This is a genomic window from Rhizobium sp. AN80A, assembly GCF_030053015.1.
Lineage (GTDB): Bacteria > Pseudomonadota > Alphaproteobacteria > Rhizobiales > Rhizobiaceae > Rhizobium > Rhizobium metallidurans.
Genome location: NZ_JASJPX010000003.1, coordinates 1,687,067 through 1,708,702 on the forward strand (window position 1 = coordinate 1,687,067; position 21,636 = coordinate 1,708,702).

The 21,636-nt window shown below is 62.9% G+C and carries 19 protein-coding genes; 12 read left to right on the top strand and 7 right to left on the bottom strand.

Annotated features, from left to right (window positions below):
- Positions 1-240 precede the first annotated feature (240 nt).
- The 4 genes from P3R82_RS19980 to zwf all read left to right on the top strand — a co-directional run bounded on the left by P3R82_RS19980 (position 241) and on the right by zwf (position 4,884).
- Entirely contained in the window at positions 241-1,800 is a 1,560-nt protein-coding gene (locus tag P3R82_RS19980; RefSeq protein WP_283195029.1) for a TerC family protein, read from the top strand.
- Between the two features lie 19 nt (positions 1,801-1,819).
- Complete coding sequence (gene tam / locus P3R82_RS19985) at positions 1,820-2,590, top strand: trans-aconitate 2-methyltransferase (protein ID WP_283195030.1); 771 nt, start codon at positions 1,820-1,822, stop codon at positions 2,588-2,590.
- 457 nt (positions 2,591-3,047) lie between these two features.
- Positions 3,048-3,230 (top strand): hypothetical protein, encoded by a 183-nt coding sequence (locus tag P3R82_RS19990; RefSeq protein ID WP_283195031.1) that lies wholly within the window; start codon positions 3,048-3,050, stop codon positions 3,228-3,230.
- A gap of 130 nt (positions 3,231-3,360) precedes the next feature.
- Positions 3,361-4,884: a glucose-6-phosphate dehydrogenase gene (zwf, locus tag P3R82_RS19995; RefSeq protein ID WP_283195032.1), complete on the top strand. Its 1,524-nt coding sequence runs from the start codon at positions 3,361-3,363 to the stop codon at positions 4,882-4,884.
- A 400-nt stretch (positions 4,885-5,284) separates the two neighbouring features.
- Here the strand turns inward: zwf and P3R82_RS20000 are convergent, their stop codons facing one another.
- The gene (locus P3R82_RS20000; RefSeq protein ID WP_283195033.1) at positions 5,285-5,452 is read right to left on the bottom strand and encodes a hypothetical protein; all 168 of its coding nucleotides are present in this window, start codon (positions 5,450-5,452) and stop codon (positions 5,285-5,287) included.
- A gap of 162 nt (positions 5,453-5,614) precedes the next feature.
- Between P3R82_RS20000 and P3R82_RS20005 the strand changes: the two genes are divergently transcribed.
- Positions 5,615-6,043, top strand: coding sequence for a hypothetical protein (locus tag P3R82_RS20005; RefSeq protein ID WP_283195034.1), 429 nt, complete (start codon positions 5,615-5,617; stop codon positions 6,041-6,043).
- Between the two features lie 287 nt (positions 6,044-6,330).
- On the opposite strand, the gene P3R82_RS20010 is transcribed toward P3R82_RS20005, so the two are convergent.
- Positions 6,331-6,726, bottom strand: coding sequence for a hypothetical protein (locus P3R82_RS20010; protein ID WP_283195035.1), 396 nt, complete (start codon positions 6,724-6,726; stop codon positions 6,331-6,333).
- A 232-nt stretch (positions 6,727-6,958) separates the two neighbouring features.
- Here P3R82_RS20010 and P3R82_RS20015 point away from each other — a divergent pair, with 232 nt between their 5' ends.
- The 4 genes from P3R82_RS20015 to P3R82_RS20030 all read left to right on the top strand — a co-directional run bounded on the left by P3R82_RS20015 (position 6,959) and on the right by P3R82_RS20030 (position 11,585).
- Positions 6,959-8,515, top strand: a complete 1,557-nt coding sequence (locus P3R82_RS20015; RefSeq protein ID WP_283195036.1) for a helicase HerA-like C-terminal domain-containing protein — start codon at positions 6,959-6,961, stop codon at positions 8,513-8,515.
- A 34-nt stretch (positions 8,516-8,549) separates the two neighbouring features.
- On the top strand, positions 8,550-8,936 hold the full coding sequence (locus tag P3R82_RS20020; protein WP_283195037.1) for a hypothetical protein: 387 nt from the start codon (positions 8,550-8,552) through the stop codon (positions 8,934-8,936).
- A gap of 62 nt (positions 8,937-8,998) precedes the next feature.
- Complete coding sequence (locus P3R82_RS20025) at positions 8,999-9,694, top strand: hypothetical protein (protein ID WP_283195038.1); 696 nt, start codon at positions 8,999-9,001, stop codon at positions 9,692-9,694.
- A 364-nt stretch (positions 9,695-10,058) separates the two neighbouring features.
- Positions 10,059-11,585 (top strand): ABC-F family ATP-binding cassette domain-containing protein, encoded by a 1,527-nt coding sequence (locus tag P3R82_RS20030; protein ID WP_283195039.1) that lies wholly within the window; start codon positions 10,059-10,061, stop codon positions 11,583-11,585.
- A gap of 36 nt (positions 11,586-11,621) precedes the next feature.
- Here P3R82_RS20030 and P3R82_RS20035 read toward each other — a convergent pair whose 3' ends face one another.
- Positions 11,622-12,848 (bottom strand): hypothetical protein, encoded by a 1,227-nt coding sequence (locus tag P3R82_RS20035; RefSeq protein WP_283195040.1) that lies wholly within the window; start codon positions 12,846-12,848, stop codon positions 11,622-11,624.
- Between the two features lie 417 nt (positions 12,849-13,265).
- On the opposite strand from P3R82_RS20035, the gene P3R82_RS20040 reads away from it, so the two are divergent.
- Both P3R82_RS20040 and P3R82_RS20045 read left to right on the top strand, forming a co-directional pair.
- Positions 13,266-14,063, top strand: a complete 798-nt coding sequence (locus P3R82_RS20040) for a transglutaminase-like cysteine peptidase (protein WP_283195041.1) — start codon at positions 13,266-13,268, stop codon at positions 14,061-14,063.
- 263 nt (positions 14,064-14,326) lie between these two features.
- Positions 14,327-14,719, top strand: a complete 393-nt coding sequence (locus P3R82_RS20045; RefSeq protein WP_283195042.1) for a GFA family protein — start codon at positions 14,327-14,329, stop codon at positions 14,717-14,719.
- 31 nt (positions 14,720-14,750) lie between these two features.
- On the opposite strand, the gene P3R82_RS20050 is transcribed toward P3R82_RS20045, so the two are convergent.
- Genes P3R82_RS20050 through P3R82_RS20065 form a run of 4 tightly spaced genes read right to left on the bottom strand, consistent with a single transcriptional unit; the run spans position 14,751 to position 20,447 of the window.
- Positions 14,751-15,410 carry a ribbon-helix-helix domain-containing protein gene (locus P3R82_RS20050; RefSeq protein ID WP_283195043.1) on the bottom strand — a complete coding sequence of 220 codons (660 nt, stop codon included), beginning with the start codon at positions 15,408-15,410 and terminating at the stop codon, positions 14,751-14,753.
- A 2-nt stretch (positions 15,411-15,412) separates the two neighbouring features.
- Positions 15,413-16,702 (bottom strand): HlyD family type I secretion periplasmic adaptor subunit, encoded by a 1,290-nt coding sequence (locus P3R82_RS20055; protein WP_183901079.1) that lies wholly within the window; start codon positions 16,700-16,702, stop codon positions 15,413-15,415.
- Complete coding sequence (locus tag P3R82_RS20060; protein WP_283195044.1) at positions 16,699-19,068, bottom strand: type I secretion system permease/ATPase; 2,370 nt, start codon at positions 19,066-19,068, stop codon at positions 16,699-16,701. Before P3R82_RS20060 ends, P3R82_RS20055 begins: the two co-directional genes overlap by 4 nt.
- Before the next feature lie 17 nt (positions 19,069-19,085).
- On the bottom strand, positions 19,086-20,447 hold the full coding sequence (locus P3R82_RS20065) for a TolC family outer membrane protein (RefSeq protein ID WP_183901154.1): 1,362 nt from the start codon (positions 20,445-20,447) through the stop codon (positions 19,086-19,088).
- 455 nt (positions 20,448-20,902) lie between these two features.
- On the opposite strand from P3R82_RS20065, the gene P3R82_RS20070 reads away from it, so the two are divergent.
- Complete coding sequence (locus P3R82_RS20070) at positions 20,903-21,526, top strand: GGDEF domain-containing protein (RefSeq protein ID WP_246400200.1); 624 nt, start codon at positions 20,903-20,905, stop codon at positions 21,524-21,526.
- Positions 21,527-21,636 lie beyond the last annotated feature (110 nt).

Consider the following 21,636-nt stretch of genomic DNA (forward strand, 5'->3'; position numbering starts at 1 on the left):
TTCCAGTACCAGTTCCGCCCCGTCTTCCCGCGACATATCCGCGAACGACGATGGGGATGGTTGTAGACGGTGCACCGTTTACAGCGTCGGCGCCAAGCCTGACATAGCCGCGTTCAGGGCGGCTCTTCTCTTGTCCATCGCGGAAATCGATCGCCGGCCGTCTGTCGCCGTCGCCGTCCGCCTTTCCTATTTTCATCGCAGAAGGAGCGGTCCCGTCGACGTGGCCGCATTACAGCATTGATGTTTTTCGACTGGATGTCCGACCCCTCCGCCTGGGTGGGTCTCGCAACCCTTATCGTGCTCGAGATCGTTCTCGGCATCGACAACCTCGTCTTCATCGCCATTCTCGCCGACAAGCTGCCGCCGCACCAGCGTGATCGCGCGCGCCTGATCGGCCTGGCGCTAGCCCTCATCATCCGCCTGGCGCTGCTCGCCTCGATCGCCTGGATCGTGACGCTGACGACGCCGCTCTTCTCGGTCATGGAGTTCAGCTTCTCCGGCCGCGACATCATCCTGCTCGTCGGCGGCATGTTCCTGCTCTTCAAGGGCACAATGGAGCTGCACGAGCGGCTCGAGGGCCATGTCGAGACCTCCGAGAAGAAGGTGGTGCATGCGGTCTTCTGGCAGGTGATCGTGCAGATCGTCGTACTCGACGCGATCTTCTCGCTCGACAGCGTGATCACCGCCGTCGGCATGGTGCAGCACCTTCCGGTCATGATGATCGCCGTCGTCATCGCCATCGGCGTCATGCTGCTCTTGTCGAAGCCGCTGACGAGTTTCGTCAACAAGCACCCGACGGTCGTCATCCTCTGCCTCGGCTTCCTGATGATGATCGGCTTCTCGCTGATCATCGAAGGCTTCGGCGTGCATCTGCCCAAGGGCTATCTCTACGCCGCGATCGGCTTCTCGGTCATCATCAGATCGCTGAACCAGCTGGCGCGGCACAATCGCGAACGGCTGATCACGCCCACCAACATCCGCGAGCGCACCGCCGACGCCGTGCTCGGCCTTTTGGGCGGCAAGAGATCGCAGGTGACGCTCGGCCCGACCGCCGACCATATCGCCGAACAGGTGGCCGAGGAGGCGGTGTTCTCCAACGAGGAGAAGGACATGATCCACGGCGTGCTGACACTGGCCGACCGCTCCGCCAAGTCGATCATGACGCCGCGCATCGATATCGACTGGCTCGACCTCGACGCGCCGCAGGACGAGTTGCAGCGGCGCATCGTCGACGTCGGCCATTCGCGCTTCCCGGTGGCGCGGGGCAGCCTCGACAATTTCATCGGCGTCGCCAGCGCCCGCGATCTCCTGCGCGACCTGATCGTTGATGGCTCGATCAATGTCGAGCGCTCGATCCGCGAGCCCTTCGTGGTGCATGAGAGCATCAGCGCGCTGAAGCTGATGGAACAGCTGCGCCATTCCAGCGAAGCGGTCGCCATCGTGCTCGACGAGTACGGCGCTCTCGAGGGCATGGTGACGCCCACCGACCTGCTCGAAGCTATCGCGGGCGAGTTTCCCGACGAGGACGAGGAGAAGCTTTCGATCGAGCGCGGCGAGGACGGCTCGCTGACGGTCGACGGCTGGATCGATATTCGCCATGCCTCCAAGCTTGTCGACGTCGATCTGGTCGACGAGACCGACCGCTTCTCGACACTGGCGGGCTTCATCCTGTGGCGGCTCGGGCATCTGCCGCAAAAGGGCGAGACGATCCGCTTCGAGGAACTGACATTCGAGGTGGTATCGCTCGATGGCCGCAACATCGACAAGATCAGGATCAAGCGTATCGAAGACGCGGATTGAAAGAGGAGCGAGAACCAACATGGCATGGTCGGCAAGCCAATATGTGAAATTCGAGGACGAGCGGACACGCCCGGCGCGTGATCTTCTGGCGCAGGTGCCGATGGAGCGCATCGAACGCGCCGTCGATCTCGGCTGCGGCCCGGGGAACTCGACCGAGCTGATCATCGACCGCTACGGCGCCGCCGGCGTCAGCGGGCTCGACAGCGATCTCAACATGCTGCAGGCGGCGCGCAAGCGGTTGCCCGGCACCGATTTCGTCGAGGCCGATCTTTCCACCTGGCAGCCGAGGCAGCCGGTCGATCTGCTCTTCGCCAACGCCGTCTTCCAGTGGCTGCCCAATCATCTCGATATCTTCGAGCGGCTGATGGATGGCCTGACGCCCGGTGGCGCGCTTGCCGTGCAGATGCCCGACAACCTCACCGAGCCGACGCATCTCCTGATGGAAGAGACCGCCCATGCCGGCCCCTGGAAGGCCGCCTTCGAGGCCAAGGGCGTGCGCCGCGCGCCCCTGCCCGCACCCTCCAGTTATTATTCCCGGCTGATCGGCAAGGCCAAGCGGGTCGATATCTGGCACACCGCCTACAACCACCCGATGGCGGACGCGGCTGACATCGTCGAATGGGTCAAGGGCACCGGCCTTCGCCCGTATCTCGACCATGCCGGCGAGGCGCACCGCGAGGCGTTTCTGGCGGATTACCTGGCGCGGGTGGAGAAGGCCTATCCGAAGATGTCCGACGGACGGGTCTTGCTGCGGTTTCCGCGGATATTCGTGGTGGCGGTGAAGGGGTAGAGTTGGGAGATGTCCGAGGCGACTTAGGCCACGGCATTTCAATGGGTTACCGGCGATCGCCGACACTTCGACGTCATCCTCGGGCTCGTCCCGAGGATCTAAGCACGTCTTCACAAGTTCAACGGCGCCGGTGCTTTCGACGACCACCAAGCGATGCCCGCCCGCGCTTTGGTCGATCCATCCACGTCGAGCGCGTTGCTGCGTGATTAGATCCTCGGGACGAGCCCGAGGATGACGGCGAGAGAGTGGATACCTTTTTATTCCAATGATTTACGGGCGGCAGACCAGCTCTCCGGCGTTATTCTCGGCCTTGTGCCGGGGATCTAAGCACGTCTTCACAAATCCAACGGTGCCCGTGCTTTCGCCGACCTCCCGTTCCTCTGTTTAGCCGCCCACGTCGGATGCATTGCGAAGTCACGACTGCCATTATATCGTCTGCACACAGATGGAGGTGACCGTGCCCAAGGATACCATCGCCACGCCTGAGATCGGGCCTTCCCCGCCGGGATATGTTGAATTTCTCGAAGCCAAGGTCGCGTTAGCCAGGCAATCCGTGGCATCCGGCGAGGGGCGCTCCAACGACGACGTCGAGGCCTCGTTCGGCGCGCTTCGCAGGCAAATCGAAGAGGCCAATCGTTGATGCTGGCGGTGGTGCGACCGATTGTACATCGCACCAAATCCATATCGACGCACCGCACTGACCTCCCCACCCCCGCTTGGCACCCCATCCACCCGCTCTATCTTCCCCCTCCCATATCAAGGAGATCATCATGGACGCAGCTCCCAGCCCGCCGGTCACGCTTGTCATCTTCGGGGCCACCGGAGACCTCACGCGGCGGCTGCTTGTTCCCGCGATCATCAACCTGACGCAGAGCGGGCTGACCGGCGAGGATCTCGGTATTCTCGGCGTCGGCATCGAACCCGGCGACGATCAGATGCTGGTGACGCGGCTCGACGATTTCCTGAAGACGCTCGACGATGGCGGGGCGCATGCCGAAAGCGACGGCTGGAAGAGCCTTCGCCAGCGGATCGCCTACACGTCGGGCGATTTCACCAGGGACGAGATCTATCTCGACATCAAGGCGCGGCTCGAGAAGGCGCCTGGTGGCAATGCCGCCTTCTATCTCGCCGTGCCGCCGCAATTCTTCGGGACGATCGTGGAGAAGCTCGCCGAACACGGGCTGACGAAGGAGACCGGCAGCGCGTTTCGCCGGATCGCCATCGAAAAGCCGTTCGGGACGGATCTTGCATCGGCCAAGGCGCTCAATGCGCGCATCCTCTCCAAGGTCGCGGAAAGCCAAGTCTACCGGCTCGATCATTTTCTCGGCAAGGAGACGGTGCAGAATATCCTGACCACGCGCTTCGCCAACATGATGATCGAGGCGCTGTGGAACAACAATTATATCGACCACGTACAGATCACCGCCGCCGAGACCGTCGATGTCGGCAGCCGGGGAAAGTTCTACGACGCGACGGGCGCGCTGCGCGACATGGTGCCGAACCATCTGTTCCAGCTGCTGGCGATGATCGCCATGGAGGCGCCGAACGGTTTCGGGGCCGAGGCGATCCGCAGCGAGAAGAGCAAGGCGCTCAGCGCGCTCAGGATCTACACGCCCGACGAGGCAGCCGAGCATGGGGTGCGCGGCGTCTATACGGGCGGGCCGCTCAACGGCAATCCGGTCACCGCCTTCCGCGAAACCAAGGATGTGTCGCCCGACACAAGGACGGAGACGTTCGTGGCGCTGAAGCTCTATGTCGATACATGGCGCTGGGCGGGCGTGCCCTTTTATCTCCGAACCGGCAAGGCGATGAAGGCGCGCGACACGGAGATCGTCGTCACCTTCCGGCAGGTGCCCTTCGCGCAGTTTCGCGAGACCGACATCAAGCGCAGCCTGCCGCCGAACCGGCTGGTCATCCAGGTGCAGCCTGATGAGGGGCTGAGCGTCGAGCTGTCGATCAAGTCGCCGGGGCTTTCCGTCGACACCGTGCCCGTGTCGCTCGACTTCCGCTATGCCGACAAATTCGATATCGGCAAGATGACCGGCTACGAGTCCCTGCTCTACGATCTCTTCATCGGCGACCAGACGCTGTTCCAGCGCGCCGACGGCATCGAGGCCGGCTGGGCCGCCGTGCAGCCCTTCCTCGATCTCTGGGGCAAGAGCGACGAGCAGCCGGAACCCTACCTGCCTGGAAGCATGGGACCGACCTGCGCCGACGAGCTGATCGCGCGGGATGGCCGGCAATGGCACGAGCTGGGCGTCATTCTCCACAACCAAAAAAGCGCACGCCAATAAAAATACACTCTTATGTTAGTATATCCTTGTTCATGGAGCGCCTTCATCGCACTGCGAAAATAAACCCATAATAACTTACGGGTAAACGCTCGCTTCGCCGCTGAAAGGCGGTACCAAGTACAAAAAAGGTAGAAGTTGACCGGTTACTTGCCTCCATCCAAGCTTTTACTGCTGACGGCGTTGCTTTTCCAGTGCGACAAAGAAGGCGGGGGCCCGTCACACCCCGACGGGCCCTTCTCGCCTTCCTAGTTGTTTTTTTGCTCATGTCAGGCAAAAAAAGCGAATTGTTAATGAGCGATTAACATATTTACTTGCGCTCTTCAGCGGCCTTGCTAAATCTACCCTCTAATCTGGGGTATTGATGATGACGGATATTCAGTCTTCCAAGAATCGATCCAATTCAGACCAGCGAATGGAGACCTGCCGGTCCGAATTCGAGCCCATGCTCTTCGAACTGATCCGTGACGGGGAAAAGAGAGGGTGGAAAGCCGCCGAAATCGCCATGGCTCTCGCCGACGCGGCTGACGACGTCATCCTGAAGCTTGCACGCGAAACGAAAAGCAAGCACTGACCCCCATCCGGTCCGATTGCGCCAGGATCGATTTTCCGAGCCGAAACCCACTTTCGGCGAGCGGCGATAACACATACATTCACAGCTGATTTGGCCCGAGGTGATTCATCGTGCGATGCATCTTTCCGGCCGTGTTGTCGCGCAACGAAGGAGGCGATATTGCAGTGGTTTGCCGCGGCACTTCTGGCTTGTGGATGCGTCAATCTGGCCGCATTCGCCAACTTCCCGCCAGCCCGGGATTATCTCGCCACGACTTCGTGCAGCCTCAGCGCCACGCCCGCTGCCTGCCGCAACACCCGGGCCGCCTGGGTGGCGACCTATGCGAGCGCGGTGGGCGGCGCCTATGACAGCCAGAAGGCGGTGGCGCAGTGCTTCAGCACCGGATGCGACAAGGCGATCGTCGAAGAGCGGGTTCTCGGCTGCGCGTGGCGGCATGTGATCGTGGGTTCCAAACACGCAACGACCGCCGATGCCGACCGTGCGTCGGTGGAAACGTTCTGCGGCGGTAACGCACTCGACGAGGCCGACCGGCAGACGGCGCGCGATCAGGCGGCTGTGTGGATGCAGTTGGTTGGCGTGACGCAGTAGGGATTGTTTGTGGTTTGGGTGGTGGCTGGCATTTGCGCGTGTGGCCCCCTCATCCCCGGTGCAGCAAGCTGCACCTGAATCCTTCGGGCCACCTTCTCCCCGTTGGGGCGAAGGGAAGATGGAGCGAGCGGCCCGCCACGAGTCTCTTCTCCCCAACGGGAGAAGGTGCCGGCAGGTCAGGTGCAACTTGTTGCACCGGGGATGAGGGGGCCGCCAGCACACCACCCACCCGACAGCAAAACGGGCGGAAATTCCGCCCGTTGTCGTCACTCGTCAAACCAAGCCGATCAAACGAACTGGCTGAGACCCGGCACCGAGGCCACGACCTCGTCGACGACTTCCTTGCCGGCATATTGTTCGGCGATCGCGATGGTTTCCTTGGCGAGCGCGGTGATCTCGCCCATGCCGAGACCTTCCGACATGAGCTGCTGGCCGAGCGCCATGATGCCGCCGCCGCCGAGCGCGCCCATGAGGCTGCCGAGAAGGCCGCCGCCACCGCCTTCGCCGGCGCCGTTATACTGGGCCACCAGATCGGATGCGCCGGGAATGGCTTCGATCATCTTGGCGACCGGGCCATCGGCCGCTTCGCGCTGGAGAAAGCCAAGCATCATGCCGAGCGACTTTTCGGCCACTTCCGACGGAATGCCGACCCGCGCGGCGATCTGATCCACGATTTCATTCATCGTCATCCTCCTGGTTTTATTGACGTTAACGTCAACGTTAATCGACTTTGTGTGGCAACTCAAGGCGTCCGCGACGCGATGATCGCTTATCCAGTTTTCCTTTTAATGCAGACAGTTGTCGGCATTGCGGTCCCTGCTTATAACAGTCAAAGCATATTACAATGAACATGCGGATGATACGCACCGCATTTCGACGCAATCGGCTTTGGTCGCCGGCAGGGAGACATTTCGCATGCTCGAGGATGGCAAGATCTACATCGGTACCAGCCGCAACCCTGATGACAGCATCAACACCCCCGAATATCTGGAGCTCAAATACGGCAACCGCCACGGGCTGGTGACCGGCGCCACCGGCACCGGCAAGACGGTGACGCTGCAGGTGCTGGCCGAAGGCTTCGCGAGAGCCGGCGTTCCGGTCTTCTGCGCCGATATCAAGGGCGATCTCTCCGGCATTGCCATGAAGGGCCAGCCGCAGGACTGGATGACCAAGCGCGCCGAGCAGATCGGCTTCGGCGATTACGAAGCGGACCAGTTTCCCGTCATCTTCTGGGATCTGTTCGGCGAAAAAGGCCACCGGGTGCGCACCACCATCGCCGAGATGGGACCGCTGCTGCTGGCGCGGCTGATGGATGCGTCGGAGCCGCAGGAAGGCGTGATCAACATCGCCTTCAAGATCGCCGACAAGGGCGGCCTGCCGCTGCTCGACCTCAAGGATTTCTCGGCGCTGCTCAACTACATGGGCGAGAACGCCACCGAGCTTTCCAGCCAGTACGGGCTGATCTCCAAGGCCTCGGTCGGCTCGATCCAGCGCGCGCTGCTGGTGCTCGAGCAGCAGGGCGCCGAGCAGTTCTTCGGCGAGCCGGCGCTGAAGATCACCGACATCATGCGCACCAACGATCGCGGCTACGGCCAGATATCGGTGCTGGCCGCCGACAAGCTGATGATGAACCCGCGTCTCTACGCCACCTTCCTGCTCTGGCTGCTGTCGGAACTCTTCGAGGAACTGCCAGAAGTGGGCGATCCGGAGAAGCCGAAGCTGGTGTTCTTCTTCGACGAGGCGCATCTGCTCTTCAACGACGCGCCGAAGGTGCTGACCGAGCGTGTCGAGCAGGTGGTGCGCCTGATCCGCTCCAAGGGCGTCGGTGTCTATTTCGTCACCCAGAATCCGCTCGACGTGCCGGAAACGGTGCTGGCGCAGCTCGGCAACCGCGTGCAGCACGCCCTGCGCGCCTATTCGCCGCGCGAGCAGAAAGCGGTGAAGACGGCGGCCGATACGTTCCGTCCCAACCCGGCCTTCGACTGCGCCACCGTGATCACCACGCTCGGGACCGGCGAGGCGCTGGTTTCGACGCTGGAGGCCAAGGGCGCGCCATCGATCGTCGAGCGTACGCTGATCCGGCCGCCATCCGGCCGTGTCGGGCCGCTGACGGATCAGGAGCGCCAGCAGGTGATGGACAAGAGCCCGGTGCTCGGCCTCTACGACGAGGATATCGACCGCGAATCCGCCTTCGAGATCCTGGCGGCGCGGGCGCAGAAGGCGTCGGATTCGGATGCCGCCAAGCAGGCGCAGCCGACACAGCCGACGGAAGGAAGCGCATCCGGCCGCTGGACGCTGCCCGGCTTCGGCGATGACAGCAAGGACGAGAAGCAGGCGCAAGCGCGCCCCCGCTCCGGCGGCTACCAGCGCGAGACGGTGGTGGAAGCGGCGATGAAGAGCGTGGCCCGCACCGTGGCGACCCAGGTCGGGCGGGCGCTGGTGCGCGGCATCCTCGGCAGCCTGAAACGGTGACCGTAACCCCCCAACTCTTTTCGGAAGCGACCGCGTGACGTTGATTTGGAGAGAGTTGAACCCCGCGGAAAAGCAGATCATCCAGCGACTGGCGCGACACGCCGCGCGCGGCGAGGTGCCGCCAGCCTGGGACTGCGACCACTACCGCGCCGCCGAGATCGACGCATCCGGCTCGCTGCGGCTTCGCCCGCGCGACAGGCTTGAAGCGGCCACCGAACTGCCGGCGCACCCCGTCGCTTCGGGCTATTTCGACGACAAGGAGGTCGCCGATCCCTATGGGCCGCTTGTCGATATCATCCTGTTTTCGGCCAACGGGATGCTCTGCGAGCTGCAGATCTACCGCAGCGACGGCGGCGCGATCCTGAAGGCGATCGAGGCCGACGCGATCTTCCTGATCACGGTGCACGAGCATCACGGTTGAATTTTCGTACAGCAATCTGTCAGCGCCTAAAATTGGCGCCCGAAATACGCCGGTGAAAAGCTTTGGATGGACTGAACAAACTTAGCGCCTTCATATCCTGGATCGCCTCGATACCCACGGAAGTTTGGGTGGGTTTTGGCGGCGTATTGCTAACCGCAGTTCTGACCGCGATCACGAGTGCCCATTTCGCAGGACGTGAGTTTCGGAAGCAACGGAGAAGCGAAGCGATTGCTGTGGCACTGAAGGTGTCCTTGATTGCCAATGACTTCGCGGAGAAGCATCGGGCATACCAAGATGCGCGAAATAAGCATAAAGCTCACAACGATCCGCGTCGTCCTTTTTGGAGCTTCATCGGGGTTAAAGCCGGGCGACATGAGCGGATCACTATCGAGCCGAACGAGCTGCTAGTCTTCATCGAAGCGCGTGAATACGAGATAGTAAGGCAACTTGCCGTTCTCGATATGCGTCACAAAGCTGTGTGTGATGCACTCAACGAGTTCGCCGACCTTAAGCGTGAACTTCGTTCGCGCATGACAGGGCCAACATCGATCGGCGATCACGTGCTGAACATCGCGGACGTTTTCGATGAACCCACGCAAATTATACTCGTTCAAATGGGGGCCCTGAGCCAGTCGACAGCGGACCTTTTACCAACCTTCTCTGCCGAAGCGCTTGCGTTGTGCAGTAGCATCACCCCAGCGCTCCGACGACACCTGAAAGACAACAAAATCCCGTTCTTCGCAAAGCCGCCCAGCTGAGTTGGACGATCACCTGATCTGGGCGGAGCCATTGAGCGAACCTATTTCCTCGACCGAGCATCACGGTTGAATTTTCGCGGCCGCAATGCTATCGCTGGGATACTTGAGAAAGGAGGGTTGCGCGTGACGATATATTTCCGATTCAATCGCCAGCGTGGCCCCGTCAACGCCCTGCAGATGCGTTTGCAGGGCTGACCAGAGACCGTTTCTCGACACCTCTTCCTGGTCCGCCCCTCGTGGCACTGCAAGTGTGAGCATTTTGCTCGCCTGCATGTTTCTAGATCCCCGAGCTTGAGCATACGCGCGCGATGAAGGCTGATGCCCGCGACGCGCCTGTGCCTGCTCGCAAGACCAGAGCAAGATCATGACGACAATCCATATCCGCAATCTCGGCATCACTCTCGGCAACCCGCTGTTTTCCAACCTCACGCTTGCCATCGGCGCGGGCGACCGTATCGGCCTTGTCGCCGCGAACGGGCGCGGCAAGTCCACGCTGCTGCGCTGCCTTGCAGGCACTATCGAGCCGAGCGAGGGCGACATCATCCGCTCGCGCGGGCTCACCATCGGCCATGTCGAGCAGGACGTGCCGCCTGCCCTGCTTTCGCTGCCGCTGCACGAGGCGGTGCTGAAGGCGCTGCCGGAGGACCAGCAGCTCAACGAGAGCTGGCGGGTCGATATGGTGCTGGCCGGTCTCGACATGCCGGAAGAGATGCGCGAGCGGCCGGTGGGCCAGCTCAGCGGCGGCTGGCAGCGGCTGGCGATGCTGGCGCGGGTCTCGGTGACCGAGCCGGACGTGCTTCTGCTCGACGAGCCGACCAACCATCTCGACCTCGGCAAGATCGCCCGGCTGGAAGCGTGGCTCGACGCGCTGCCGCGCGACATGCCCGTCATCATCTCCAGCCACGACCGCGCCTTTCTCGACGCCACGACGAACCGGACGCTGTTTTTGAGACCCGAGCAATCGGCGCTCTATTCCCTGCCGTACTCCGAGGCGCGGGCAGCGCTCGACGACAGCGACGCGGCCGATGCGCGGCGTTACCAGCGCGACATGAAGACGGCGGAGAAGCTGCGCCAGCAGGCCGCCAAGCTCAACAATATCGGCATCAACTCCGGCAGCGACCTGCTCGTCGTCAAGACCAAGCAGCTGAAGCAGCGGGCGGAGAAGCTGGAGGACGCGGCCAAGCCCGCGCATCTGGAGCGCTCCTCCGGCGCGATCCGGCTCGCCAATCGCGGCACCCACGCCAAGGTGCTGGTGACGCTCGACGACGCAATGGTGGCGCGGCCCGACGGCACGCCGCTCTTCAGGACCGGCAGGCAGTTCATCTGCCAGGGGGACCGCATCGTCCTCCTCGGCGCCAACGGCATGGGCAAGAGCCGGATGGTGACGATGCTGCGCCGCGCGATTCTGGAAGCAGACGGCGCCGTCGAGGGCATCAAGACAACGCCGTCGCTGGTGCTCGGCTATGGCGACCAGGCGCTCAACGAGCTGATCGACGAGGAGACGCCGATGCGGATGATGCTGAGGCGCTTCGATGTCGGCGACGCGAGGGCGCGGGCGCTGCTTGCCGGCGCCGGCATGACGATCGAGATGCAGGGCAAGCCGATCGGCCGGCTCTCGGGCGGGCAGAAGGCACGATTGGGGATGCTGGCGCTGCGGCTGACCAACCCGAACTTCTACCTGCTGGACGAGCCGACCAACCATCTCGACATCGAGGGTCAGGAAGCGCTGGAGAGCGAACTGATGGCACGGCAGGCAAGCTGCCTGCTGGTCTCGCACGACCGCGACTTCATCCGCAATGTCGGCAACCGCTTCTGGCTGATCGACGGCAAGCGACTGGTGGAAGTGGAAAGCCCGGAATCGTTCTTCGCCGCGGCCGCGTCGGCGGGCTGAACGGGACGCGGGGCAGGCATCGGAACGAGGACGGCGTCAGAACGAGGCGGGCGCGGTGGCGAGCACGTTGATCTTGCCGCCGCCGATGGCATAGAGGCTCAGGCGCCGCTCGACCTGGCCCGATGGCGACAGGCGAAACAGTCCGGTGACGCCGCGGAAGCCGACCTTGCTGGTCAGCGTCTCGGCATTGAGGCCCGTGGCGCCCTTGCTGCGGATGATGCCGGATGCGATCGCGATGGCGTCGTAGCCATAGGCGGCGTCGGTGGAGAGCGGGCGCTTGTAATGGCGCTGGTAGCGGTCCGCGATCAGCGTCGCCGCTTCCGGTTCCACCATGGCGATCAGCGTGCCGTTGGCGGTCGGCTCGCGATAGGTCTGCGGCGGCCAGGCGCTGGTGCCGACGAAATTGAGGCCGGTCTGACCGCCCGCCTTGATCGCCCCCTCGATGGTGGTGGTGATGGCGGTGCGGCCGAGGATGAGCACGGTGTCGGCGGTCTGCAGCTGCGGCTTGGCCGTCTGCACGGCGGCGGCCGCGGCGGCATCGGTGAGATCGTAGCGGGCGATGCCGACGAAGGTGCCGCCCGAGGCGCGGATGGCGTCGGCCAGCCTTTGATCGCTTGCCGGCGGCAGATCGCGCTGGGCGAAGACGAAGACCTTCTTGCGGCCGCTGGCAAAGGCGGCGCGCACGCCTTCCAGCGCGCTATCGATCTCGCCGGAAGCGAGATTGTAGACGTTGCCGGACGTGGCGGGCACGGCCGCGCCGAGATTGAGGAGCGGCGGGCGCTGATCCGACGGCATGGCGGCCACGGCGGCGGTGGTCGCCGGCGGCAGGTAGCTGACGAGAAGCGCCGAGCTTCTGGACTTGGCGGCGGCGACGGCGGCGGATGCCGCGGCCGGGCTCGTCACATCGACGACCTTGACGAAGGCCTGGTTGGCGCCGAGCTCGCCGATGCCAAGGGCGGCGGCATCCCTGATATCGCGCGACGGCCCTTCGAACAGCCCGCTCGATCCCTTCTGCATCAGCAGCGTGATCTCAGCGCCGTTTTCGCCAAAGCTCTCCTCCACCTCGCTGGAGGGCGGCTTGATGTCGTTGGTCTTGACGTTCTTGGCAATGCCATCGACGCCGGACTGGCAGGCGGCCAGCGCGGAGCAGGAAAGAACGACGGAGAGAAGCAGAAACGACCGCGCGGCGCGCGCGCCGTTGCAGACCCCGCGAAAGGCGCCACGTAAACCATGCGCGCCACGCGCCTCATCCCTGTCCTTCACGATCACTGCTTCCCCCAAACTCCATAGGCCGTCTGCAGCGGCCATTTCGCGGCCTCATATCTGCATAGGCACTTCGCGAAAGCAAACCCTTCCCCCAAACTTGGTTGACGGAAAAGCTAAAATTTTCAGCTTTTTTGAGTGGATAACTTTGTTCAAACTTATCCACGCTTCCAAACCCGATGTTTATGGCTGGCGTGTAGTTTTCTCTCAACAAGTGGAGAAACTAAGCCCGTGACCCAAAGAACAAAAACAAACAAAATCGCTTTCATTGCACTTCTTTCGGCATTTTCTTCTTTTTCTTACAATGGCGCACTCGCATCTGCTCCTTACAATACACAGAGCATCGGCACTTCTTACTCCATCTTTACTTCAGCAGGCATAGCCGGGCAGGCAGCGAACGCTGTCAGCGCTGGCGGCGTGGCGCGGCTGCTCAATCTGGCCGGACGCGGTATCGCGCAGGCCGTCGGCTCGATCGATCTTGCCGCGCTGAAGGCCACGGCACCGGTCGCGGCGCCCGCGTGGAGCCCGGAGACCACCGCATCCATCAAGCCGGCGACCCGCCCTTCGATCGCCGCGCGTCCCGACAATAACGGCGTGTTCGGCTCCGTCGCCATCCCCTTCAAGCGCCTTGCCGCGCTGAAGAAACTGGCGCCTTCCATCGACGAGATGACCAGTGGCACCGCCATTTCCTGCGGCGCCGGCAAGTGCACGGACACCGTCACCACGATCAAGGCGGCGCTCGCCAAGACGTCGGAAGCATCGCTGCGCGACAAGATGAACACGGTCAACGCCACGATCAACCGCACGATCCGCTATGTTGGCGACACCGAAAACTCCAGCGAAGCGGATTACTGGGCGACCCCTTCGGAAACGCTGAAGCGCCAGGAAGGCGATTGCGAGGACTTCGCGATCCTGAAGATGGCTGCGCTCTATGCCCAGGGCGTCGATCCGAAGGACATGGCGATCGTCGTTCTGTACGACCAGAAGCGCAAGTTCTACCATGCCATTCTCTCGGTTTCGGCCGGTGGCAACCGTTATGTGCTCGACAACATGCGTGACACGGTTCTCACCGACAGCCGTCTGCCGGACTACAAGCCGCTCTATTCCATTGCCAACGGCAAGGGATATCTGCATGGTTCGCGCGCCGGCAACAACCAGATGGCATCGGCCATGCCGCTCGAGAAGATTGCTCCGGGCGAAGGTGTTGCCTTCTGACAGGAAGGCAATGGCGAGGGCGGGACCAACCACCCTCGCATCCCGCTTCGATACCGAAGCGAAGCCGCCGGCCCTGCATTGCCGGTGGCTTTTTCTTTGACCTCACCGCAGTCAGCCAAGACGGGTTGAGAGTTCTCAGGAGTTGCGATCCAGCCTAAACTCGATCGAGTGGAGCTCAGGAAGGGAATCTGGCCGCCCGCCCCGAAACCTTCGCGCGGCGCCGTCGTTTTGGCTGCGACGTTTCATGACGGAGGAGATGCCCGATGACCGAGTTTACCGGAGGATGCCTATGCGGCCGCGTTCGCTTCGCGGCATCCGGCGCGCCTTATCGGGTCGGCATCTGTCATTGCCTGGATTGTCGCAAGCATCATGGGGCGCTGTTTCATGCTTCGGCGATCTTCCCCAAGGATGCGGTGCGGGTTGAGGGGGAGACGGGTGAATACAAAGGACGATGCTTTTGCCCGCGCTGCGGCTCGCCGGTTTTCGGGTTGAGCGGCGACGAGGTCGAGATCAATCTCGGATCGCTCGACGAGCCCAACCGGTTGCAGCCGACCTATGAGCTGTGGACCATACGCCGCGAGGCCTGGCTTCCCGAATTTCCGTTGAAACACCGATACGAGCGCGATCGCGACGCGGCGGGCCGTTTCGAGGACTGAGGCGGCGGCCGGCACGAGCCGGGCCTTTTTTTCAGTAGCGGGAGATATAGCCGATCAGCATCGACTTCTCGTGCGTCGGCGCCAGCGCCAGGTTGATCTGGCCCTTCATGCTCTGGGTGCCGACGGTGATGGTGAAGCCTGTCGCGAGCGTCTTGCCCTTGTTGCGCGACAAGGTGGCGATGGCTTCCTCGATCTGGGTATCGATTGAGAAACGCAGGCTCTTGGTCAGCTGCGCGAGATCGCCGAGCGGCAGGCGCTGGCGCAGCATCGACAGGAAGGCGTCGTTGAAGAGCTGTACCTTCTTCTCATGCGTCAAAAGGATGGCCGGCGACGGCGAGGCCTGGATGATGGCGTTGACATTGGCGAGCGACGAGATGTCCTCGACCGTATCCAGCCGGCGCAGCGCCCATTTGAGGCTGAGCACGCGCAGCAGCGAGGCGAGATTGCCGGATTCCGGCATCTGCGAGGCGGTGTAATGCACGAGATCGGCGGTCGACATCTTGCCCGAGGCGGACATGCGGCCAAGGCCGTCCCAATAGATGCGCTCCAGCCGGATGCCGCGACGCTCGCCGCCACGACCCGCCACTGCCCGGAAACGCGGCTCGATCTCCTCGGCGTCGATGGCGGGCAGTTGCTCGTCGGTCGGCTCCAGATCGGATGCGTCGTTGGCGCCGGGCTTGACGATCAGCATGGTCAGCGCTCCGTCAGCGCTTCGGTGCGCGCCTTGTTGATCGGCTTCATCAGATAGCTGAGGACCGTCTTGCTGCCTGTCATGATCTCGACCGAGGAGACCATGCCCGGGATGATCGGAAAGGTCTTGCCGTTGCGCGTCAGCTCCGACTTGTCGGTTTTGACCTGGACGAGATAGTAGGTCTCGCCCTTCTCCTTCTCCACCAGACTGTCGGCCGAGATGTTTTCGACCACGCCCTCGAGCCCGCCATAGACCGAAAAGTCGTAAGCGGTGATCTTGACGATGGCCGGCTGGCCGCGGCGGATGAAGGCGACGTCGCGCGGCGAGATCTTGGCTTCGACGAGCAGCGTATCGGCGGTCGGGACGATGCCGGCGATGACGCGGCCGGGATCGACATAGGCGCCGATGGTGTTGACCTCGAGCGTGTTGACGATGCCATCGACAGGCGAGCGGATATCGGTGCGCTTGACGCGATCGGACGCGCCGCGCACGGTCTCGTCGACGACCGACAGCTCGGCCAGCGCCTGGGCCTTGTCCGTCAGCGCCTGCTGGCGCAGCCCGAGCGCGAGGTCGCCGAGCTGCAGGCTGGCTTCCTGCACGGCCGCCTGAAGACGATCGATGCTTTCCTGATAGACCCTGAGCTGGCCCTTCTGGTCGGTGAGCTCGCGCTCGGTCTTCAGCACCTCGGTCTCGGCGATGAGCTTCTTCCTGGCGAGCGGGCTGATGAGATCGTACTGGCGCTGGGCGCCATCGATGTTCTGCGTCAGACGGTCGATATTGGCGCGCGCCTCGCTGAGCTCGTTTTCACGCTGGCGCACGCGCTCCTTGAGCACGCCGAGCTTGTTCTCATAGCTGGCGCGACCGGCGGCGAAGAGCTGGGCTTCGTTGGCGCAGACGTCCTTGGCGACGGCCAGGATATCCTCGGGACAGGCGTAGGGCACGTCATACTTGCCCTCTTCCTCGAGCTTCAGGCGGGCAACCTTGGCGCCCAGAGCGCGGGCCTTGGCGACCGATTCGCCGAGTGTCGAGGTGGTGGTGGTGTTGTCGAGCTGGACGATCAGCTGGCCCTTGCGCACGACCTGGCCGAGAACGACGGCGATCTGCTGGACGACGCCGGGTTCGGACGACTGGATGATCTGCGTCTTCGAGACGGGAATGACCTTGCCCTCGCCGCGGGCGACCTCGTTGATCTTGGCGATCGCGGCCCAGGCGACGAAGCTGGCGATGACCAGAGCCACGAGGCCCAATATGGCGCGGGCGAGAAAGGGCGGGTTGTCGTACTGGTTGCTCATGACGCCTTCACCGTGTGATTGAGCGGGGTCACATTGGCGACGGGCGCCGGATCAGTGACGACCTGCGCCACCGGCATTGCCGAGGAGCCCGCGGGGGCCGGCGCGACCGAGGTGACGGGTGCTACGGACATGGCGACGGGCGTGACCGGCACGGGGCCCGGGGCGACGGCGACAGGAGCGCCGACGACCGGCACCACCGGAGCCTGTCCGGGGGCCGGCGTGCCCGGCTTGCGCTGCATGGCCTCAATGACGGCCTGCTTCGGACCATCGGCGATGATGCGGCCCTTGTCGATGACGATCAGGCGGTCGACCAGTTCCAGCATGCTGTAGCGGTGCGTGGCGATGAGCAGCGTCGTCTTGCGGTCGAAGGCCTTGGACAGGCGCAGGATCAGATTGCGCTCGGTCGCGAGGTCCATGGCGCCGGAGGGCTCGTCGAGGAACACGACCTTGGGGCGGGTGAGCAGCAGTCGGGCGATGGTGAGCGCCTGCTTCTGGCCGCTCGACAGATTGCTGCCGCGCTCGCCGACCGGCATGTCGAAGCCGCGCGGATGATTGCCGACGAATTCGTCGACCCCGGTCATGCGGGCGACCTCGAGCAACTCCTCGTCGGTGGCGTCGGCGCGGCCGAGCAGCAGATTTTCCTTCACCGTTCCCGAGAACAGGTCGGAGGACTGGCCGGCGACGGCGACGCTGGCGCGCACTTCGGCCATGTGATACTGGCGGATATCGACGCCGTCGATCAGGACACGGCCGCCAGAGGGCGTAAAGAGACCATCGAGCAGGCGCCCGAGCGTCGTCTTGCCGGAGCCGATGCGGCCAATGATGCCGATGCGCTCGCCGGGCGTGACGTTGAAGGACAGCTTGTTGATGACGGGATAGTCGGAACCCGGATACTGGAACGAGACATCCTGGAAGCTGAAGGCGCCGCGGGTGATCTCGCGATTGACGAAGCCGACCGTCGAGGGGCGATCGTCGGGCTGCTCCATGATCTTGTCGAGGATGCGCAGCGACATGGTGGCCTGGCGGAAGCGCGCCAGCGTCATGGCGATCTGGCCGAGCGGCGCGCCGGCGCGGCTGGCCAGCATCACGGTGGCGACGATCGCGCCCATGGCGATGCGGCCCTCGGAGAACTCGTAGGTGCCGGCGATGACGATGAGCACGCTCACCATCTGCTGCACGAACATCGTCATGTTGATGGCGTTGGTGGAGACCTGCTTGATCTCTTCGCTGGTGCGGCTCGAATACTTGCTGAGTTCCTGCCAGCGGCGCAGCATGGTGGCTTCGGCGCGAAGGCTCTTCAATGTCTCGATGGTCGAAATCGTTTCGACCAGCAGCGACTGGCGGCGCGCCGCCTCGTTGGCGGCGGTCGTCATGCGCTTGCCGATCGCGGCCTGGGCGTAAAGACCGATGGCGACCGAGAGCACGAAGGCGACGGCGGGGATGACCACCAGCCAGCCGGCGATCAGGTAGATGACGGCAAGGAAGATGAACAGGAACAGGCTGTCGATGATGACGCCGATGGTGTTCGAGGTGAAGAACTCGCGCACGAATTCATACTGCGTGACGCGGTTGGCATATTCGCCCGTCGACATCGGGCGCGAGGCCAGCGTCGAATTCAGCACCTTGTCGAAGAGCATCTGCGACAGGCGCAGATCGGCCTTGCGGCCGGCGTAGTCGATCAGCGAGGAGCGCGCGGTCTTCAGGAGGAAATCGAAGAGATAGGCGAGCGTGATGCCGGCGGCGAGAACCCACAGCGTCGGGATCGCCTTGTTGGGCAGCACGCGGTCATAGACGTTCATGGTGAAGAGCGGCGAGCCGAGCGCGATCAGATTGATGAACAGCGCGGCCACCATGACGCGGACATAGGTGCGCCAGTAAGGCGCCAGCGTCGTCGCCAGCCAGTGGCGCTTCTCGATCTCGACGGCGCTGCCGACCAGCGCTTCCTCGGAGGCGTTCTGATAATAGAGCGTGAAGGCGAAGGCCATGCGCGGCTTCAGCGCCACGAGCTGCTCGCGCGTCAGGCGCGCGGTCGCGCCCGCGACAGGAACGATGTCGGTGACGTAAGAGCCGTCCTCGGCCATCTCCAGCAGGGGGAGCACGCCGCCATCGAACGCGACGATGGCAGGGCAATCGAAATTGCCCAGCCGGCAATCGCGCTCGGGATGCTTGATCACCTGAAGGCCGATGCGCTCGGCCATCTGCTCGACGTCATCACCCTCGAGCGATTCGGTGATCTCATCCGGAAGGCCGGAGAAGAGCACCGTATCGGAGCTTGGTCGACCATAGAACGCTGCCACGGACTTGAACGCGGCCTTGAATGTTTGAAGCGGCATGCTGCCGTTCGTCTCAGATGCAACGTTCCGCATGTTCCATGGTCACCTGGTTACTGCTGCCTGATCGGCGCCAGCAGATCCATCGGCATGCCAGCCTTCTGACGAGAGTCGACTTCGACATATCCGGGATTCTGCGCGGTCGCGGGGATAGCAAACTCTTCCCGCGCATAAGGCTTGGCCTGCTCGACCGGCCGCAGCTTCATGGTCTGAAGCAGATTGCCGGAGGCGGCGAGGATCTTGTACTCCGCAAACAGCGAAGCGACGCGCGCCGTGTCGGCCAGGACCTTGGTGTTGAAGCGGGTGTTCTGCGCATCGAGCACGTCGAGCAGCGAGCGCTGACCGACCTTGAACTGCTCGCGGTAGGAGCTGACCAGCTGGTTGTTGATCGACGACTGCTTGGCAAGGATGCCCGACAGTTCGCCGCGGCTGGCGCGCTCGTTCCAGGCGGAGCTCACCGATTCCTTGACCTCGCGCTGGACCTGGGACAGCACATAGCGCTGCTCGCCGGCACGGCGGATCTGCTCCTGCTCGCGGGCCACATCGATGCCGCCGCGATACAGGTTCCAGCGGGCGACGACGCGCACCTGGTAATCGTTGGTGTTGCCGAGATTGGCGTCGATATCGTCGCCGACGCGGGCCGTGCCCTCAAGATTGACCTTCGGCAGGTAGTTGGCGCGGGCGCCACGCACACCGGCGTCGGCCGCATCGATATCCGCATTGGCGGAGAAGATGCGCGGGCTGTTCTTGTTGGCGACGAAGAGCGCGTCATCGAGCGTCTTCGGGATATACTTGGCGACCGAAGGCGGGGTCTGCGGATTGACGATCGGCTGGCCGACGGCCTTCATGAAGCGGATCTTGGTCGCTTCGAGCTCTTCGAGCGCCTCGCGCTGGCGGGCCTTGGCGGCCTGCAGGCGTTCGCTGCCCTGAAGACGATCGGCATCGGTGAGCGCGCCGCCCTTGATGCTTTCATTGATGTCGCCGACCATCGCCGTGTGGAAGGAGACGTTTTCCTTCGCGGCGGCAACGATCTGAACCTGCAGCATATATTCCAGATAGCTCTGGGTTACTTCGAGGGCGAGCGCTTCCGAGCGTTCGAGGACCCGAAAGGAGGCGCCATCGACGCGCGATGCCTGCTGATCGACCTGCGACTTGCGCGCGCCGCCGTCAAACAGCGTCTGCGTGATCGTCACTCCGACATCGCCGGGAGACAGGTAGTCGCTATCCGACGTCAGCGTGCCGGTCGAGGAATTCGACAAGCGGCGGCGGCCGACACCGGCCTCGAGATCCACCGACGGCAAGTATAGCCCGCGCGCCTGACGAAGCTCGAATTCGATCGCTTCTTTGTTTCTTGCGGCCTGAAGTATCTGCGGATTGGTTTTCATCGTCGTTTCGATGGCCTGCTGCAAGGACATCGCATTGGCGTCGACGAACAACGAGAAATTCAGAGCAACAGTGGCAGACAATGCTGCAATAATGCTTTTGGTTTTAAACAAGACGGATGCCCCTCAACATCTAAAATTCACCGAGTGAACCCGTATACCGAACGCTTTCATTCGGCAAACAAGTAACACCAATTTTTCCACATTCCAATTGCGGCACAGGTCTTTCCTGCGGAGACGGTTAATTCCCAAGTATCACTAGCTAAAGCTAGAATTTTACAGGGTTTTTTAACGCCAACTTTTCCCGTCCGTGTTTATCTGCCGTTACTTCCACAGGGACCTGCCCCGCGATGAAATTCCGCCAGCGTTACCAATCCGCAACAAACCTTTCCGCTCTTCGCATCGCCGCGATCGTGTCGATCTGCTTCGCGGCCTGCTCGGTCGGTTTTTTACTTATCTTAAACCTTCTGATGCCGGAGCGACCATTTTTGGTAGGGTTCGTCGGGGCCGCCGCAATTTCGCTGTTTGTTGCATTTCCGCTGCTGATGATGCTGCAGCTCAAGAACAACGAGCTGAAGAAACTGCAGGAAGCCGTCAACTATTCTCAACGGCACGACAGCGTTACCAAGACGCTCAACGGAACCGCCTTCGCGGCAGCCGTCGAACACTATATCGACCGCCGCAAGCGGATCTCCACCGACGCGGGCGGTGTGATGATCGCCGTGGTCATCGACACGCTCGACGCCATCAGCCGCCGCTACGGGCCGCAATGGGCCGACACGGTGATGCAGTCGCTGGCCGCGATCACCCAGTCCTCGGTGCGCTCGGGCGATCTCGTCGCACGGCTTGCGACCAACGAACTCGGCGTGTTCCTGCCAGGCGCCACGATCGAGAACGCCCAGGATGTCGGCATGCGTATCCGCCGCCGCTGCGAACAGGCGGCCTTCACGGCCGGCGACGCGCCGCTTTCGCTGGACATCCGCCTCGGCGGCGCGGTCTTCGACGGCCCGACCGACTTCAACCATATCCGCCAGCTCGCCGATGAAATGGCCATGGACCGCGGCGGCGGCGAAGCGGAAGACGTGCCGATTTCACGGCTGCCGGCGGCCTGAGCGCCACACGGACAAAGCGACAGTCACGACATGGATTTGGAGGCGCCCCGGGCGCCTCTTTTCGTTTTGATGATCGCGGGACTGGAGAGTCGCGGTTCGCTCACCGCGAC

Bases quoted from the DNA above. Each gene is read 5' to 3' on its own strand.
- P3R82_RS20010 (WP_283195035.1), bottom strand. From the start codon at position 6,726: ATGAATGAAATCGTGGATCAGATCGCCGCGCGGGTCGGCATTCCGTCG.
- zwf (WP_283195032.1), top strand. From the start codon at position 3,361: ATGGACGCAGCTCCCAGCCCGCCGGTCACGCTTGTCATCTTCGGGGCC.
- P3R82_RS20030 (WP_283195039.1), top strand. From the start codon at position 10,059: ATGACGACAATCCATATCCGCAATCTCGGCATCACTCTCGGCAACCCG.
- P3R82_RS20060 (WP_283195044.1), bottom strand. From the start codon at position 19,068: ATGCGGAACGTTGCATCTGAGACGAACGGCAGCATGCCGCTTCAAACA.
- P3R82_RS20065 (WP_183901154.1), bottom strand. From the start codon at position 20,447: ATGTCCTTGCAGCAGGCCATCGAAACGACGATGAAAACCAATCCGCAG.
- P3R82_RS19980 (WP_283195029.1), top strand. From the start codon at position 241: ATGTTTTTCGACTGGATGTCCGACCCCTCCGCCTGGGTGGGTCTCGCA.
- P3R82_RS20055 (WP_183901079.1), bottom strand. From the start codon at position 16,702: ATGAGCAACCAGTACGACAACCCGCCCTTTCTCGCCCGCGCCATATTG.
- P3R82_RS20045 (WP_283195042.1), top strand. From the start codon at position 14,327: ATGACCGAGTTTACCGGAGGATGCCTATGCGGCCGCGTTCGCTTCGCG.
- P3R82_RS20050 (WP_283195043.1), bottom strand. From the start codon at position 15,410: ATGCTGATCGTCAAGCCCGGCGCCAACGACGCATCCGATCTGGAGCCG.
- P3R82_RS20015 (WP_283195036.1), top strand. From the start codon at position 6,959: ATGCTCGAGGATGGCAAGATCTACATCGGTACCAGCCGCAACCCTGAT.
- tam (WP_283195030.1), top strand. From the start codon at position 1,820: ATGGCATGGTCGGCAAGCCAATATGTGAAATTCGAGGACGAGCGGACA.